Genomic DNA, 15,013 nt, shown 5'->3' with positions numbered 1-15,013 from the left:
CCGTTCAGACGGCCGTGAGCTCGCGCTCCCCGGCCGGGGAATCCCCCGCCGGCTCTCCCTGCTGCTTGCTGCGACCCGGGATGAGCAGGGCGGTGAGTGCCGCGAGGGCCACTGCTGCCGCGCCGATCCAGAGGGCGGGGACGGTGCCGTCGGTGAAGGTGTCGCCCGACTCGTAGCCGCCCCGGGCGGCGAAGACCGCGCCCAGTACCGCGATGCCGAGGGCTCCGCCGACCTCCCGGAGCGCGTTGTTGGCGCCGGAGGCTATGCCCTGCTCGGCGGGGCGGACGCTGGACATGACCACACTGGCGGCCGGGGCGAAGTACAGCGCCATACCGATGCCGCTGAGGATCAGGGCGGGCAGCTGGGCGGCGTAGGAGACACCGGGCTCCAGGATCGCGGCGTACCAGGCGAGGCCGACTGCCTGGAGGACGAGGCCCGCCGTGACGACCGGGCGGCCGCCGATCCGGTCGGAGAGGTAGCCGGCAAGGGGAGCGACGATCAGCGGCATACCGGTCCAGGGGAGCATCCGCAGGCCCGCCTCGGTGGGCGAGTAGCCGACGACCACCTGCAGGAACTGGCTGAGCAGGAAGATCGAGCCGAACATCCCCAGGAACATCAGCAGGCTCGCGATATTGATCCCGAAGAAGGCACGGTCACGGAAGAGACGCATGGGGAGCATGGGGTTCTTGTTGGTGAACCCATGGCGTACGAAGGTGATCAGGAGCACGGTCCCCACGATCAGGCCGGCCAGGATCGGAGTGCTGGTCCAGCCGTCGGCCTGGCCGTTGACCAGGGCGTAGACGATGCCGAAAAGGCCACCGCTGACGAGCAGGGTGCCGGGGATGTCGAGCCGGGCGTTCGGGGCGTACGACTCAGCCAGGCGCAGCCGGGCCAGCGGCAGCAGGGCCAGGCCGATCGGGACGTTCAGCCAGAAGATCCACTGCCAGGAAATGTGCTCGGTCAGACTGCCGCCGATGAGCGGTCCGCTGGCGATGGCAATGCCGGTGACGGCGCTGAAGATACCGAGCGCCACGCCGCGGCGGGCCACGGGGACCGCAGCGGTGAGCAGGGTCAAGGTGAGCGGCATCATGATCGCGGCGCCCACGCCCTGAACGGCCCGGGCGGCGATCAGGGCGTCGATGCCGGACGCCAGGGCGGCCCCGGCGGACGCTCCGGTGAAGACCGTCAGGCCCACTATGAAGAGCCTCCGGCGGCCGAAGCGGTCGCCGAGGGCCGCACCGAACATCAGCAGGACGGCGAAGGTGAGGGTGTACGCGCTCACGGTCCACTCGAGGTCTTCCAGAGCACCGCCGAGATCCTTGCGGATGGAGGGGAGGGCGGTGGTGACGACGAGATTGTCGAGGGCCGCCATGAATCCGGCGACGCTGGTGATGACGAGGGCCCAGGCGGCACCGCCACGGCGGGCTGTGTGCTGGTTCACTGCTTCTCCAGAGTTAGTAATTGATGACTAACTTTCATGGGCAGAACTCTGCCGCCTCGAGGGGCGGAGGGATGCTGCGACTAGCGCGGAACCCCGATGCCCGACATGTCGAGCCCGGACCACACCCGGTGGTCCTGCGGGAAGCCCAGCGCCACCAGAACGTTGATCAGCATGCCGCAGCCGAGGAAGTCGGTCGTCGCCTTGACGTCACCGGCGAAGGCGATCTGCGCCTGGTCCCAGATCTCGGCCCAGCCCGCCCTGATCCGCTCACCGAATTCGTGGTCCCCCGCCGCCTCGGCGGAGGCCACCGCGACATACACCTGCATCTGCATCAGCAGCTTGTCGCGGTCGTCGATGAGCCGCATGTACGCGGCGGCCATCGCCTCCAGCGGCGAACTGTCGGGGCGTCGTTCAAGAGCGTCGGCGAAGGCCTTGGGGGTCTCCTCCAGGCAGCGGAGCGCCGCCGCCAGGAACAGCTCCCGCTTGTTCTTGAAGAGACGGAAGAGATACGGCTGCGACACGCCGACACGCTGGGCGATGACCTCGGTGGAGGTGCCGTTGTAGCCGCCGCGCGCGAATTCGGTGATCGCTGCACGAATGACGCTCTCGCGCCGCTCCTCTGCACTCATTCTGACCATGGACACTAAGTTAGTGGCCAATCACTAACAACGTCAAGAGGCGCCGGGGAACGGCAACGAGCCCGGACACCACGGGAACGAGCCCGGAGAGCGCGTAGCCGGGGAACGCGCATCCGGGAACGCGCAAGGGGCGCCCCTCCAGGAGGGACGCCCCTTACGCCGCTGCACAGAGCCACACACAGCGTGACGGCCGCGTACGGTCGTGCCGCGGACGGTCGCGCCGCGGAGTGTCAGGCGAGCCGGACCACCGCGCGGGACATCCCCAGCACCTTCTGGCCGGCACTCATCGCCGTCAGATCGACACGCACCCGGTTGTCGTCCAGCTTGACCGCCACCTTGCCGCTGACCTCGATCAGCGCGCCCTTCTCGTCGTTCGGCACGATGACGGGCTTGGTGAAGCGGACTCCGTACTCGACGACCGCACCCGGGTCGCCGACCCAGTCCGTCACCACACGGACCGCCTCGGCCATGGTGAACATGCCGTGAGCGATCACGTCCGGAAGCCCGACTTCCGTGGCGAACCTCTCGTTCCAGTGGATCGGGTTGAAATCGCCGGAGGCGCCCGCGTACCGCACCAGTGTGGCGCGCGTCACGGGAAAGCTCTGCGCCGGCAGCTCGGTGCCGACCTCGACCTCGTCGTATGCGATCTTCGCGGTCATCCCTCACACCCCCTCGGCGGCGCGCGAAACCAGCTTGGTCCACGCGGTCACCACATGCTCGCCGGCCTCGTCGTGCACCTCACCGCGGATGTCCACGATGTCGTTGCCCGCAAGGGACTTGATGGCCTCGATGGTCGAGGTGACCGTCAGCCGGTCCCCCGCCCGCACCGGCCGTGTGTACGCGAACTTCTGGTCGCCGTGCACCACGCGGTCGTAGTCCAGTCCCAACTGGGGATCCTGAATAACCTGTTCCGCCGCCTTGAAGGTGATCGCGAAGGCGAAAGTCGGCGGAGCGATCACATCGACGTGGCCGAGCGCCTTGGCGGCCTCCGGGTCGGTGTACGCGGCATTGGCGTCACCCACCGCTTCGGCGAACTCGCGGATCTTTTCCCGGCCTACCTCGTACGGCGCGGTGGGCGGATAGTTACGCCCCACGAAGGACTGGTCGAGCGCCATGGGCTGGCTCCCTCCTGATGGATTGACCACTACAAACGACACGAGGCCGCCCCCAGTGGGGACGGCCTCGTATACGAGCCTGATTCAGCGCGTTTCGCGGTGCGCCGTGTGTGAGTTGCAGCGCGGGCAGTGCTTCTTCATCTCAAGACGGTCCGGGTTGTTGCGCCGGTTCTTCTTGGTGATGTAGTTCCGCTCCTTGCACTCCACGCAGGCCAGCGTGATCTTCGGGCGGACGTCTGTGGCAGCCACGTGAGTGCTCCTTGACGGACGGATGGACGGATGAACGCATAAAAGAGTAGCCGATCGGAGGACCGACCCCACAATCGGCTACTGTATGTAGCGGTGACCGGACTTGAACCGGTGACACAGCGATTATGAGCCGCTTGCTCTACCGACTGAGCTACACCGCTGCGATGCTGGATCCCCTCGCCCGAAGGCGAGGATCACCACCATCAGAGCCCCAATACGGAATCGAACCGTAGACCTTCTCCTTACCATGGAGACGCTCTACCGACTGAGCTATTGGGGCGAGCGATGAAGACATTACACGGTCGGTTGCCGATCGCCCAAATCCGTTTGCCCGCCCCCTGCCGAGCCCTGTTCCCGGGTTCCGCCCCGCCCGTCCCGTACGCCACTCGTGGCCCCACCGGTACGACTATTGCGCTCCTCCTCGAAGCTCGCTCGGAGCGCCCCTAGGCTCGGCTCACGCTGCGTGATCCTGCCCCCTCCGTCACGCCGCCCGAGCCCGCCGCCCGAGCCCCACCGCCCCACTGCCCATGCAGGAGCGCGATGCCCGACAGCCAGCCGCAGCCCCCCGACGGCGCCCCCGCGGACACCACTGCGCTGCTGCTCCGCGGCGCCCGGCTCACGGACGGCCGCACGGTCGACGTACGGCTGAGCGGCGGACGCATCGAGGCGGTCGGCACCGCGGGCAGTCTGTCCCCGCACTCCGCACGCGTGGATCTGAACGGCTTTCTGCTGCTCCCCGCCCCGGCCGAGCCGCACGCCCATGGCGACACCGCGCTCACCGCCGACACCCCCGGCCCCGTCTCGTACGCCACCGAGGATGTCCAGCGGCGTGCCACCGAGGCCGCGTTGCTGCAGCTCGGGCACGGAGCGACGGCCATACGCGCCCACGTACGGACCGGGGACGTGCAGGGACTCGGCCCACTGGAGGCCGTGCTCCAGGCGCGGCGTTCGCTGCGTGGGCTGGCCGATCTGACAGCCGTCGCCGTGCCCCGGCTGCTCACGGGCGTCGCGGGGGCGGACGGCCTGGCGATACTGCGGGACGCCGTGAAGATGGGCGCCGGAGTGGTGGGCGGCTGCCCGGACTCCGACCCCGATCCGGCCGGCTACGCGGAGGCGGTGCTCAAGGTCGCCACCGAGCACGGCTGTCCGGTGGACCTGCACACCCACGGCGACGATCCGGCACGGCTCGCACGACTGGCGGCGATGGTCGGCGGCCTGCGGCCCGGGGTGTCGATCGGGCCGTGCGCGGGGCTCTCGCAGCTGCCGCGCGAGGTGGCCTCGCGCGTCGCCGACCAGCTCGCGGCGGCGGGGGTCACGGTGGTGTGTCTGCCGCAGGGCGGGTGCGAGGCCGTGGAACAGCGGGGCCATGCGCCGGTGCGTCTGCTCCGCGCGGCCGGGGTACGGGTCACGGCGGGCAGCGGGGCGCTGCGCGACGTCTCGAATCCCGTGGGCCGCGGGGACCCGCTCGAAGCGGCATATCTGCTGGCCGCGCAGGGCGGGATGCGGGCGCAGGAGGCGTACGGGGCGGTGGCCGGAGCCGCACGGGAGGCGATGGGGCTGCCCGAGGTGCGGGTGGAGGCCGGCTTCCCGGCGGAGCTGCTGGCCGTGCGCGGCGAGCAGCTCGCGGGGGTGCTGTCGCTCGCGTACAGCCGGATCGTCATTCACCGCGGGCGAGTGGTGGCCAGGACGAGCGCGGTACGCGAGTACTGCGACTCGGCGGCGGCCGTCGCTCTCGAACTGCCGCGACAGGGGCGGCAGGACACCGGCCCGAGTGGCGGGCCGTGAGCGGGGCCTGGGGCGGGCAGCTGGGCGGGCCCGTGAGCAGCCGCAGATGGGCGGGCTCTGCGCAGGCCCCGGACAGGCCCCGGACAGGCTCCGGGCGGGCTCCAGGCGGGCCCTGGGCGGGCCCTGGACGTCGACGAGGGCCCGCCGAGGACCGTCCGTGAGCGAGCGATCCGCTCAGGACGTACCGTCGTAGACATGCGCATTGTCATCGCTGGAGGACATGGTCAGATCGCACGCCGTCTCGAGCGGCTGCTCTCGGCGCGCGGGCACGAGGTCGCGGGCATCATCCGCAAGCCGGAACAGGCGGCCGACCTGCGGGATGCGGGAGCCGAACCGGTGCTCCTGGACCTGGAGTCGGCCTCGGCGGAGGACGTCGCCGCGGTACTCCAGGGCGCCGACGCCGCGGTGTTCGCCGCGGGCGCGGGCCCGGGGAGCGGCCCCGCACGCAAGGAGACGGTGGACCGGGGCGCCGCGGTACTTTTCGCGGACGCGGCGGAACAGACGGGCGTACGGCGGTACATCGTGGTGTCGTCGATGGGCGCCGCCCCGGACCACGAGGGCGACGGCGAGTTCGACGTCTATCTGCGGGCGAAGGGCGCCGCGGACGCATACGTACGCTCCCTGTCCGGACTCGACTGGACGATTCTGCGACCGGGCACGCTGACGAACGACGCGGGCAAGGGTCTCGTACAGCTGAAGGCCTCCACCGGGCCCGGGACCGTGCCGCGTGACGATGTCGCGGCGGTGCTCGCGGAGATCGCGGAGACGCCGGGAACGGCCGGGCTGACGCTCGAGCTGATCAGCGGGTCGGTGCCGGTGTCCGTCGCGGTGAAAGACGTCGCCGGGAACTGACCCACGGGAACTGATCCGCCCTGCCGATGAATTCCCGGTCCCCGCTCAGTCCTTGATGCCATGAGGGAATACATGTCTGAGATCCGGCCCGCTGTCGTGGAGCGCGGGGAGCAGCTTTACGCATTCGTCCGCGGGTCCGTACGGATGGACGCCTTCGGCGTGATCGGGGACCGGCTGCCGGAACTGATCGGCTGGCTGACCGGCCACGGGGCGGAACTCGCCGGAGCCCCGTTCTTCCGCTTCAACACCATTGACATGGAAGGGGAGTCGGTGGTCGAGGCGGGAGTGCCGGTCGTCTCCGCGCCGGAGCCCGAGGGCGACATCGGCGTAGCCGTGCTGCCGGCCGGCCGCTATGCGACGGTCACCCATGTCGGCCACCCCGACCAGCTGTTCGGCGTCATCACCGAGCTGCGGCACTGGGCGGAGCGGGAGGGTCTGGAATGGGACATGACCGAGGTGGGTGGTGTCGAGCACTGGGCCTGCCGGATCGAGTCGTACAGGACCGACCCGCGGGTGGAGCCCGACCCGTCCAAGTGGGAGATCGAGCTGGCGTTCCGGCTGGCCGGCTGAGAGGGCTCCACGCTCCCCCCGGCGAACAGCCGACCCCGGCACGACGATGGCCCCCGATCCGCGTTTGCGCAGATCAGGGGCCATCCTCATCACGTGGCGGCGCCAGGATTCAAACCTGGGCAGGCAGAGCCGACGGATTTACGGTCGGCTCCCCACGTTGTCCCCATCCGGCCCCCGACCTGTGGGGTAGAGGCGGACGGCACCGGCGTGAGTGCGCGCCATCCATACCCCGTCCAGATCTTGGTTCCGGTGACGCTCTTTCGATTTCTGATGCACGTCCGAGCGCGCCGCTTGCCGCCTCGCGCCCGCCGTCCTGTCCGCTACGCCGGCCGTCACGCCGCCCAGTCCGGCCGCCGTCCCAGGTACTTCAGCAGCTCCGCCACCGCGTCGTCCCCCGGCTCCGCCGGCACCACCGGTGCGAAGGCGAAGGCTCGCAGCGGTTCGACGAACTGCCGGGCCGCGCCGAGGAGATCGGACGCGAGCTCCGGGGTCAGCGGCGACGGCTGCCCGGTGGCGACGGCGATGTCCCAGGCGTGCACGGCGGCGTCCAGGGCACAGGCGCTCGCGCCGAGGGCCGCGGGCATCTTGTTCGGCGGCAGCGACGACCGGATCGCATCGGGAAGCGGCGGCGCTCCGTCGCATCGCCGGGTGCCGGAGCGCCTAGATCTCATTCCGGCCGCGTCCCGAGCCGCTCGGCCAGGAAGGCGATGATCTCGTTCCGGGCCTGCACGGTGGGGTGACCGTCCTGGTCGACGAGGTGTGCCGTGACGACGCTGTGGGCGCAACCGACGACGTCACGGAAGAAGGGCGGAGGGTTCGAGTTCGCCGTATCGGCTTCGAGTACGCGGCCGTCGAATGCGTCCCCGAGCAGCGCTCGGTAAGCCGCGAACCGCTGGCCGGTGCACCACCTGTCGTTGTCGAAGCGGTAGGCGAGAACCTTCAATCCGTCTCGCGCTACGCGTTCAGCCACGGCAGCAGCGTCTTCGTCGCTGATCTCCAGACCGCCGGGGTCGTCGAGCGGAAGCGACGGATGGTTGACCACTGGTGCGATGACAGCGGGTTCGAGAGCCATGGTCAAGGCGAAGTTGCCGGTAAAACACAGACCGACGGCGCCGACGCCAGGCCCGCCGCACTCGGCGTGCGCCAGGCGGGCGAGGCCGCGCAGCCAGGTGACGACGGGGCTGGTGCCGCCACCGGCAAACGCTCGGAACTCGGCGCTGACGCACGCGCGTCGAACGATGGTCTCGCGTGCCTCGGCGAGCGGATAGGCACCGTCGACGCCGAAAAGAGAGGGCAGGTACACGGAGAAGCCGGCATCACGCACCCACCGCGCGAACCGCGCGACGTCGGGGCTGATACCCGGCATCTCGGGCATGAGGATGACTGCCGGTCCTGACCCGGCAACGTACACGGTCTTGTCGACGTCCTCGACGCTGACGGCTCTCCGCGAGAAGTCGTCCAAGGGGTCGCTCTGTCCTCGCATGATGGTCATGACCGAGATGATGATGAGCGGCCGACCTCCTGAGAAGCGGTGGCATCGCCACGTATCCCGGTAATATCGCCACCCGTTCAATGGCGCCGGAGGGACCGCATGAGTCCGCTGCGAGTGGGTGTGCTGGCCTATCCCGGCTGCTTCGCGTCGGAGGTGTTCGGAGTCCCCGACCTCCTGGCAATGGCTACTCACGTCGCCGCGGCGCAGGGGTCGGTTCAGCCGGCCTACGAGGCGTCGGTCATCTCGCCCCGGCGGCGTGTGATCGCGTCCGGCGGCTCGGTCCTCGACGTCTCGGCGGTTCGCCCGGTAGACGTCCTGATCGTGCCGGGCTTCGAGCTTTCGCCCACGCTCGATCTCGACGCGACACTCGCGAAACTGGAACCGGAAGTAGCGTCGATTCGCTCGCAGGCGGCCTCGGGGACCGCTGTCGTATCGATCTGCGTCGGCGCCTTCGTGGTCGCTGAAGCCGGGCTGCTCGGCGGGCGCGAAGCGACCACGTCGTGGTTGTTCGCGGATCGGTTCGCCCGCCGGTACGCTGACGTGCGCCTTCGCCCGGAGAGCTTGGTCGTGACCGACCGGGGGGTGACGACCACAGCGGCCTTCAGCGCCATGTACGACTTCGCGCTGCAGCTCATCCGCGAGCACGACGGCCCCCGCGTCGCCCGTAGCACCGCGCGTATCGCGCTTGTTGATGATGCACGTTCCACGCAGGCTCCCTATGTCGACTCGGCGCTCATACCCACTGTGGGCAGGGAGTTCTCGCTCGGCGTCAAGCGGTGGCTGGACCAGAACCTCAGTGCTCGCTATGACCTGCCCACCCTCGCCCAGGAGTTCCACGTCAGCACGAGAACCATGCTCCGTCGCTTCGGCGACGAGGCCGGCGAGACGCCACTCGCGTACCTGCAGACGGCCCGGGTGCGTCGAGCCAGACATCTGCTGGAGACGACCGACAGGACCGTCGCAAGCATCGCCGCCGACGTTGGGTATCGCGACCCTGGGGCGTTCAGCGGCATCTTTGCCAGACACACGGGCCAGCGTCCGAGGGAGTACCGCGCGATATTCCATCGTCGCTGCGACCACCACGGGTCAACCCGACAAACGGAGGCGTGAGACCCGCCCGCGACGGCAACAGCCCCCTCAATGCCGGGCCAAGCGCAGGCCTCCGCAGGGCCCACAACCCCGGGTGTACGCCGCATTCCTGAAGGGGGCGAGGACGCGGCCGACGCGAAGATCTCAGCTCGTCTGAGCCGGCACCGAAACCCTCCGGCCGGATCCCCGTCGTGATCACGCGTCCAGTACTGCTCGGGGCGAGGATTCCCGTGGATTTCCGTGGATTCCCGTCCACAGCCCGTCCAGAACTACTGATAGAGAGTGTGCGAGAACGAGACATTGCGCGACAGTCCATCCTGGCGGCTGCTCTCATGACGATGGCCCCTGATCCGCGTTTCCTGCAGATCAGGGGCCATCTTCATCACGTGGCGGCGCCAGGATTCGAACCTGGGTAGGCAGAGCCGACGGATTTACAGTCCGTTCCCATTGGCCACTCGGGCACACCGCCATGGGATATCGCCGTGAGGATCACCGCTGTGGGTGGTGCTCCCTGGCAACGACGTAAACGATACCTGATGCGCGGGGGTGCTTCGCCACTGGATTGATCAGCCCTCCGGGCCGACGCGGGTGGCTAGGCTTGACCGAGCGGTCCGGGGACTTCCGGCCGCGCCTCACGCACCCGATACAAGGAGCCACAGGACATGGCCGACTCCAGTTTCGACATCGTCTCGAAGGTCGAGCGGCAGGAGGTCGACAACGCCCTCAACCAGGCCGCGAAGGAGATCTCCCAGCGCTACGACTTCAAGAACGTCGGAGCTTCGATTGCCTGGTCCGGCGAGAAGATTCTGATGCAGGCCAATTCCGAGGAGCGGGTCACCGCAATCCTCGACGTCTTCCAGACCAAGCTGGTCAAGCGCGGGATCTCGCTGAAGTCGCTGGACGCGGGCGAGCCCCAGCTGTCCGGCAAGGAATACAAGATCTTCGCCTCGATCGAGGAAGGCATCTCCCAGGAGAACGCCAAAAAGGTGGCGAAGATCATCCGCGACGAGGGCCCCAAGGGCGTCAAGGCCCAGGTCCAGGGCGAAGAGCTGCGGGTCAGCTCGAAGAGCCGGGACGACCTGCAGGCCGTGCAGGCCCTGCTGAAGGGGCAGGACTTCGACTTCGCGCTGCAGTTCGTGAACTACCGCTGAGCGCGGCCGGGCGCGGCGCGGGCTCATCGGGGGCGGGGCGGCTCGGCTGCTCCGCCCCCGGCCCGTTCGGCTGGGTGGGCCCGGCTGGACGTGACGGCAGGGGACGGGGCGCGACGTCCGATTTCCGCCAGCGTCCGGGAAGCGGGAGTCGCAGACTCGTAGGCGCAGGACAGAAGGACAGGGCAGGGCAGGACGGGGCAGGACGCGCCGCGAGGAAGGGAACGAGCCATGACGGTCTACACGGCCATCGACAGCCCGCTGGGCGAATTGCTGCTGGTCGGCAAGGAGTCCGCCACGGCGAAGGGCGGCACCGCGCTCGCCTCGCTCTCGCTGCCCGGCCAGAAGGGCGCCGCTGTCGTCCAGGACGGTTGGCGGCGCGACCCGGCGGCCTTCGCGGAGATCGGCAGCCAGCTGGCTTCGTACTTCGAGGGCCGGCTGATGCACTTCGAGATCGAGTGCGTCGGTGGCGGGACGGAGTTCCAACGGCGGGTGTGGAACGCGCTGGAGGAGATCCCTTACGGAGAGACGGCGACCTACGGGGAGATCGCCGAGCGGGTCGGCACATCGGCGGTGGGGGTACGCGCCGTGGGCACCGCAATCGGGCGCAATCCGCTGCTCGTCGTACGGCCGTGCCACCGGGTCATCGGGGCGGACGGGGCCCTTCGGGGGTACGCGGGCGGGCTGGAGCGCAAGGAGCTTCTCCTGGGTCTCGAGGGCGCGCCGGCGGCCTCGTGAACGGGTCGTGAGTACGTGCGGGGTGAGTACGTCGTGAGCGGGGAGGCGCTGTTCCCGAGGGAGCGGGCTGTCGTCGCCCCGGGGGCGGTGCATGTGCCGGGGTGGCTGTCGGTGGAACGGCAGCGGGAACTGGTCGACGCCTGCCGGGCATGGGCCCGCGGCCCCGTGCCGATCCGGCACACCGTACTGCCGGGCGGCGGCGTGATGTCCGTACAGACCGTGTGCGTCGGATGGCACTGGCAGCCGTATCGGTACACCCGTACCGCCGACGACGTGAACGGTGCACGGGTCGCTGAATTCCCGGACTGGCTGGTGGAGTTGGGTCGTTCGGCGCTGGTCGAGGCGTACGGAGAACATCAGGGGTACTCCCCCGACACCGCACTGATCAACTTCTACGACGGCGCGGCGAAGATGGGGATGCACCAGGACAGGGAAGAGCGGTCCGGTGCGCCGGTGGTGTCGCTGAGCATCGGCGACAGCTGCGTCTTCCGGTTCGGGAACACCGATACGCGAGGGCAGCCGTATGCGGATGTGGAGCTGGCGTCCGGGGACCTCTTCGTCTTCGGCGGACCCTCACGACTCGCGTACCACGGGGTGCCGAAGGTGTACCCGGGGACGGCCGACCCGGCGACGGGGATGAGCGGCGGACGGCTGAACATCACCCTGCGGGAGACCGGGCTCTGAGCCTGCTCCGTCAGCGTGAGCGTGAGTGGCCGAACAGGATCCGGTAGGCGATCAGCAGCACGAGCGAGCCGCCGATGGCCGCGGCCCACGTGGCCCCGTCGTAGAACTCGTTGGTGATCGGCCGGTCCAGGTAGCGGGCCGATATCCAGCCGCCGGTGAAGGCGCCGGCGACGCCGATGAGCGTGGTGCCGATCAGGCCGCCCGGGTCGCGGCCGGGGAGCAGGATCTTGGCTATGGCTCCGGCGAGCAGTCCGAGGATGATCCAGCTGATGATGCCCATGCCGTGAACCTGCCTTTCGTACGGTGTTGCCCTGGAGGACGCAGGGGGGACCGGTCGCGGTTGCGGAGATCATTGGGCCGCTGCGCGTGACACAGGAGCTGCGGCACGCACTCGGGCTTTTCGACGCGGTCGTGATCGGGCCGGGTTCGACGGTCGGGGCGGGAACATTCGCAACGCCATGTCGTCGGCGCGGCTCGCCCGTCCGCCCGCCCGCTACCCGGTGTCCGCGGGACATATGGGTACGGGCGGGAGCGGCTCGGGGAGTTCTGGGGGTATCTCGCGGGCTGGCGAGCGCGGGTGCGGGTGCGGGTGCGGCGGAACGGTGAGCCACCGCGGCTCATATGCGCGCGCGACCCGGCAACTGCTCGGTCTCGGTCATGTGTTCATGGTGGACCACGGCACGGACGATCAGGCCAGAACGACCTCGATCTTCTGCTCGGCGAAGAGCTCGAGGAGATTTTCGAAGGTTTCCTGCTCGTGGTACATGAGCGGACTGAGGCCGAGGCACCTGCGTGCCACGTGGTGGTCGTGCCAGACCAGGGTGAACGGTCCCTTCACGCCGAAGCCGCCCATGAGGCAATCGGCCACGGTGTACAAGTCCCAGCCGAAGTACGCGCCGGGGCCGTTCATCGCTTCTCCGAGGGCGCAGAGGAATCCCGGCAGGTCGGTGATGTGGCGCCCGTCCAGGTGGTACGTGCCGCCCGGTGGTGCGTCGGGGGTGCGCAACGCCTCGCCGTTCTGCATCGCGACCGGGATCCAGGCCGTGCGCCCGGCCGCGTCGAGGGGAGCCCAGCGGTTGGGCTCGGCCGGCGGTCCTGCGGACCAGATCGCATGGACATGCTCGGCTGCGGCTTTCCGCTCGTCGAAGGCATAGACGTCCAGGGTGAGGTCGACCAGACCGGGTCCCCGTGCGGAAGGCTTCCAGGCATCGACGTACAGGTTGTACCAGTCCTTCTTGATGGTGCGGCCCCCGCGGTCCAGCACACTCAGAAAGACACCGCCCAGATCGAACTCGTCGCCCGTTTCGAGCGCTGCGACAAGCCGCCCGCCCGGTGCGCATCCGAGCAGCCGCAGCGGTTCGCCGTCAGGTTCGGGCTGCTTCTTGCCCACGAGGGCCACTTCCCTGCACGGACCCCAGAACTCGTCTTCCCGGTCCAGCAGATGGAAGCCCCGGGAGCGTGGCGGCGCCTTCGGAACCTCCGGCTGGTCTTCGTCCCCCGACTCCCAGCTGTTCAGGCACCCCTCGACGGTGATGTCGACCCGGGCGGGATCCTCGGCGCTCGGCCGGACGCCCAACACCCGTACGTCCGCGAGGAACCACTCGGACCAGCCACGATCGCCCCGGACCCCGTTCTCGTCGAGGGGGTTCACGATCAGCAGCCCGACGGGCGACGAGCCGTCCTCCCGTGGCTGGGCCGCCGCTGCCGCCAGCCGCCCTTCGGGGGCGCAGCCACGGAGTTCGTAGTGGTCGCGCACAGGATCCGGCGGATCCACGTAGAACCCCTCCGCGTCCGCGCAGACGGCCAGGATCTCCAACTCTTCGGCGGCATCCAGGTCGTTGGGGTCGTCCGCGCGGGCGGATATCTGTATCCGCGGCGGCAGACTCACCTCGCGGCGAATGGACGGTCGGTCGGGACGATCTCCTTGCCCAGCGGCATGAGGGAGACCGGGATGAGCTTGAAGTTGGCGATGCCGAACGGGATGCCGATGATCGTGATGCACAGCGCGATGCCCGTGACGATGTGTCCGAGCGCGAGCCACCAGCCCGCGAGGACCAGCCACAGGACGTTTCCTACGCAGGAGGGCGCTCCGGCGTCATGGCGGTCGACGGTCGTATAGCCGAAGGGCCACAGGGCGTAGACGCCGATACGGAACGCCGCCAGGCCGAACGGAATACCGATGATCGTGATGCAGAGGATGACCCCGGCCAGCAGGTATGCCAGGAACAGCCACAAGCCGCTCAGGACCAGCCAAATGACGTTCAGGATTGTCTTCACGGGCGGTGACCTGCCATCTGCTCGAGTCGGGCGATGCGTTCCGCCATGGGCGGGTGCGTGGAGAACATTCTGGAGAGTCCCTGGCCGGGGGGGAAGGGATTCGCGATCATCATGTGGCTCGCGGTCTCGAGTCGCGGCTCGGGCGGCAGTGGCAACTGTTTCGTACCGGCTTCGAGTTTGCGCAGGGCGCTTGCGAGTGCGAGCGGGTCACCGGTGAGCTGGGAGCCCGAGGAGTCGGCCTCGTACTCGCGCGAGCGGCTGACGGCGAGCTGGATCACGGAGGCGGCCAGCGGGCCCAGGATCATCATCAGCAGCATGCCGAGCATGCCCGGGCCATCGTCGTCGTCGGAGCGGCCTATGGGGATCAGCCAGGCGAAGTTCACCAGGAACATCACGACCGAGGCGAGGGCTCCGGCGACCGAAGAGATCAGGATGTCACGGTTGTAGACATGGCTCAGCTCGTGGCCGATGACACCGCGCAGCTCGCGTTCGTTGAGGATCCGCAGGATCCCCTCGGTGCAGCACACGGCGGCGTTGCGCGGATTGCGGCCGGTGGCGAAGGCATTGGGCGCCTGGGTCGGCGAGATGTACAGCCGGGGCATCGGCTGGCGGGCGGCCGTGGAGAGCTCGCGCACGATCCGGTAGAGCGCGGGGGCCTCGAACTCGCTGACGGGGCGGGCGCGCATGGCCCGCAGCGCCAGCTTGTCGCTGTTCCAGTAGGCGTACGCATTGGTGCCGAGCGCCACGAGGAGCGCCACGATCAGGCCCGTACGGCCGAAGAAACTGCCGATGACGAGGATGAGGGCGGACAGTCCCCCAAGGAGTACGGCGGTCTTCAGCCCGTTGTGCCGGCGGTGCACGGTACGCCCTCCAAATGGTGCGGCAGGGGAACCCTTTGCGTGGTGGCGCTCCACTCTCCAGTGGACCCTTCTGTA

The 15,013-nt window shown here is 69.0% G+C and carries 18 protein-coding genes, 3 tRNA genes and 1 pseudogene; 8 read left to right on the top strand and 14 right to left on the bottom strand.

Annotated elements, in window-relative coordinates; genetic code table 11:
- Nucleotides 1-4: 4 nt before the first annotated feature.
- The 7 genes from OG883_RS02005 to OG883_RS01975 all read right to left on the bottom strand — a co-directional run bounded on the left by OG883_RS02005 (nt 5) and on the right by OG883_RS01975 (nt 3,723).
- Nucleotides 5-1,441: an MFS transporter gene (locus OG883_RS02005; protein WP_266534062.1), complete on the bottom strand. Its 1,437-nt coding sequence runs from the start codon at nt 1,439-1,441 to the stop codon at nt 5-7.
- Nucleotides 1,442-1,521: 80 nt separating this feature from the next.
- Nucleotides 1,522-2,079: a TetR/AcrR family transcriptional regulator gene (locus OG883_RS02000; protein WP_266534060.1), complete on the bottom strand. Its 558-nt coding sequence runs from the start codon at nt 2,077-2,079 to the stop codon at nt 1,522-1,524.
- Between the two features lie 230 nt (nt 2,080-2,309).
- Complete coding sequence (locus OG883_RS01995) at nt 2,310-2,738, bottom strand: MaoC family dehydratase (protein WP_266534058.1); 429 nt, start codon at nt 2,736-2,738, stop codon at nt 2,310-2,312.
- Between the two features lie 3 nt (nt 2,739-2,741).
- Nucleotides 2,742-3,194, bottom strand: coding sequence for a MaoC family dehydratase N-terminal domain-containing protein (locus tag OG883_RS01990; RefSeq protein ID WP_266534055.1), 453 nt, complete (start codon nt 3,192-3,194; stop codon nt 2,742-2,744).
- Nucleotides 3,195-3,278: 84 nt separating this feature from the next.
- A complete protein-coding gene (rpmG, locus tag OG883_RS01985) occupies nt 3,279-3,443 on the bottom strand; it encodes a 50S ribosomal protein L33 (protein ID WP_003956487.1) in 165 nt (54 codons plus the stop codon).
- Nucleotides 3,444-3,531: 88 nt separating this feature from the next.
- Nucleotides 3,532-3,604: transfer RNA gene (locus OG883_RS01980), tRNA-Met, on the bottom strand.
- A 46-nt stretch (nt 3,605-3,650) separates the two neighbouring features.
- Nucleotides 3,651-3,723, bottom strand: a tRNA-Thr gene (locus tag OG883_RS01975).
- A gap of 260 nt (nt 3,724-3,983) precedes the next feature.
- Here OG883_RS01975 and OG883_RS01970 point away from each other — a divergent pair.
- From OG883_RS01970 to OG883_RS01960, 3 genes are all read left to right on the top strand, one after another.
- On the top strand, nt 3,984-5,228 hold the full coding sequence (locus OG883_RS01970; protein ID WP_266534052.1) for an amidohydrolase family protein: 1,245 nt from the start codon (nt 3,984-3,986) through the stop codon (nt 5,226-5,228).
- 195 nt (nt 5,229-5,423) lie between these two features.
- The gene (locus tag OG883_RS01965) at nt 5,424-6,080 is read left to right on the top strand and encodes an SDR family oxidoreductase (RefSeq protein WP_266534049.1); all 657 of its coding nucleotides are present in this window, start codon (nt 5,424-5,426) and stop codon (nt 6,078-6,080) included.
- Nucleotides 6,081-6,152: 72 nt separating this feature from the next.
- On the top strand, nt 6,153-6,650 hold the full coding sequence (locus OG883_RS01960; protein ID WP_266534046.1) for a GyrI-like domain-containing protein: 498 nt from the start codon (nt 6,153-6,155) through the stop codon (nt 6,648-6,650).
- 332 nt (nt 6,651-6,982) lie between these two features.
- On the opposite strand, the gene OG883_RS01955 is transcribed toward OG883_RS01960, so the two are convergent.
- Nucleotides 6,983-7,321 (bottom strand): hypothetical protein, encoded by a 339-nt coding sequence (locus OG883_RS01955; RefSeq protein WP_266534043.1) that lies wholly within the window; start codon nt 7,319-7,321, stop codon nt 6,983-6,985.
- The gene (locus tag OG883_RS01950; RefSeq protein ID WP_266541159.1) at nt 7,318-8,133 is read right to left on the bottom strand and encodes a dienelactone hydrolase family protein; all 816 of its coding nucleotides are present in this window, start codon (nt 8,131-8,133) and stop codon (nt 7,318-7,320) included. Before OG883_RS01950 ends, OG883_RS01955 begins: the two co-directional genes overlap by 4 nt.
- A 108-nt stretch (nt 8,134-8,241) precedes the next feature.
- On the opposite strand from OG883_RS01950, the gene OG883_RS01945 reads away from it, so the two are divergent.
- Nucleotides 8,242-9,252 carry a GlxA family transcriptional regulator gene (locus OG883_RS01945; RefSeq protein ID WP_266534040.1) on the top strand — a complete coding sequence of 337 codons (1,011 nt, stop codon included), beginning with the start codon at nt 8,242-8,244 and terminating at the stop codon, nt 9,250-9,252.
- Between the two features lie 366 nt (nt 9,253-9,618).
- On the opposite strand, the gene OG883_RS01940 is transcribed toward OG883_RS01945, so the two are convergent.
- Nucleotides 9,619-9,700, bottom strand: a tRNA-Tyr gene (locus OG883_RS01940).
- A gap of 193 nt (nt 9,701-9,893) precedes the next feature.
- On the opposite strand from OG883_RS01940, the gene OG883_RS01935 reads away from it, so the two are divergent.
- The 3 genes from OG883_RS01935 (at nt 9,894) to OG883_RS01925 (ending at nt 11,801) form a co-directional block, all read left to right on the top strand.
- The gene (locus OG883_RS01935) at nt 9,894-10,382 is read left to right on the top strand and encodes a YajQ family cyclic di-GMP-binding protein (RefSeq protein ID WP_266534037.1); all 489 of its coding nucleotides are present in this window, start codon (nt 9,894-9,896) and stop codon (nt 10,380-10,382) included.
- A 228-nt stretch (nt 10,383-10,610) separates the two neighbouring features.
- On the top strand, nt 10,611-11,117 hold the full coding sequence (locus OG883_RS01930) for a methylated-DNA--[protein]-cysteine S-methyltransferase (RefSeq protein ID WP_266534034.1): 507 nt from the start codon (nt 10,611-10,613) through the stop codon (nt 11,115-11,117).
- 33 nt (nt 11,118-11,150) lie between these two features.
- Nucleotides 11,151-11,801 carry an alpha-ketoglutarate-dependent dioxygenase AlkB gene (locus tag OG883_RS01925; protein WP_266534031.1) on the top strand — a complete coding sequence of 217 codons (651 nt, stop codon included), beginning with the start codon at nt 11,151-11,153 and terminating at the stop codon, nt 11,799-11,801.
- Nucleotides 11,802-11,811: 10 nt separating this feature from the next.
- Here OG883_RS01925 and OG883_RS01920 read toward each other — a convergent pair whose 3' ends face one another.
- Nucleotides 11,812-12,081: a GlsB/YeaQ/YmgE family stress response membrane protein gene (locus OG883_RS01920; RefSeq protein ID WP_266534028.1), complete on the bottom strand. Its 270-nt coding sequence runs from the start codon at nt 12,079-12,081 to the stop codon at nt 11,812-11,814.
- Between the two features lie 86 nt (nt 12,082-12,167).
- On the opposite strand from OG883_RS01920, the pseudogene OG883_RS01915 reads away from it, so the two are divergent.
- Nucleotides 12,168-12,369: pseudogene (locus tag OG883_RS01915) on the top strand (amino acid permease); the annotation flags it as partial.
- A 120-nt stretch (nt 12,370-12,489) separates the two neighbouring features.
- Here the strand turns inward: OG883_RS01915 and OG883_RS01910 are convergent.
- From OG883_RS01910 to htpX, 3 genes are read right to left on the bottom strand one after another with little or no spacing between them, the layout of a single operon-like run.
- The gene (locus OG883_RS01910; protein ID WP_266534025.1) at nt 12,490-13,689 is read right to left on the bottom strand and encodes a barstar family protein; all 1,200 of its coding nucleotides are present in this window, start codon (nt 13,687-13,689) and stop codon (nt 12,490-12,492) included.
- Complete coding sequence (locus OG883_RS01905; RefSeq protein WP_266534022.1) at nt 13,686-14,078, bottom strand: YccF domain-containing protein; 393 nt, start codon at nt 14,076-14,078, stop codon at nt 13,686-13,688. Before OG883_RS01905 ends, OG883_RS01910 begins: the two co-directional genes overlap by 4 nt.
- Nucleotides 14,075-14,938, bottom strand: coding sequence for a zinc metalloprotease HtpX (gene htpX / locus OG883_RS01900; RefSeq protein WP_266534020.1), 864 nt, complete (start codon nt 14,936-14,938; stop codon nt 14,075-14,077). The genes OG883_RS01905 and htpX overlap by 4 nt, the downstream gene beginning before the upstream one ends.
- Nucleotides 14,939-15,013: the final 75 nt, after the last annotated feature.

It is taken from the genome of Streptomyces sp. NBC_01142 (genome assembly GCF_026341125.1).
Taxonomy (GTDB): Bacteria; Actinomycetota; Actinomycetes; order Streptomycetales; family Streptomycetaceae; genus Streptomyces.
Note: the sequence above shows the minus strand (reverse complement) of the source record. Positions and strands in the feature narration are given on the sequence as shown.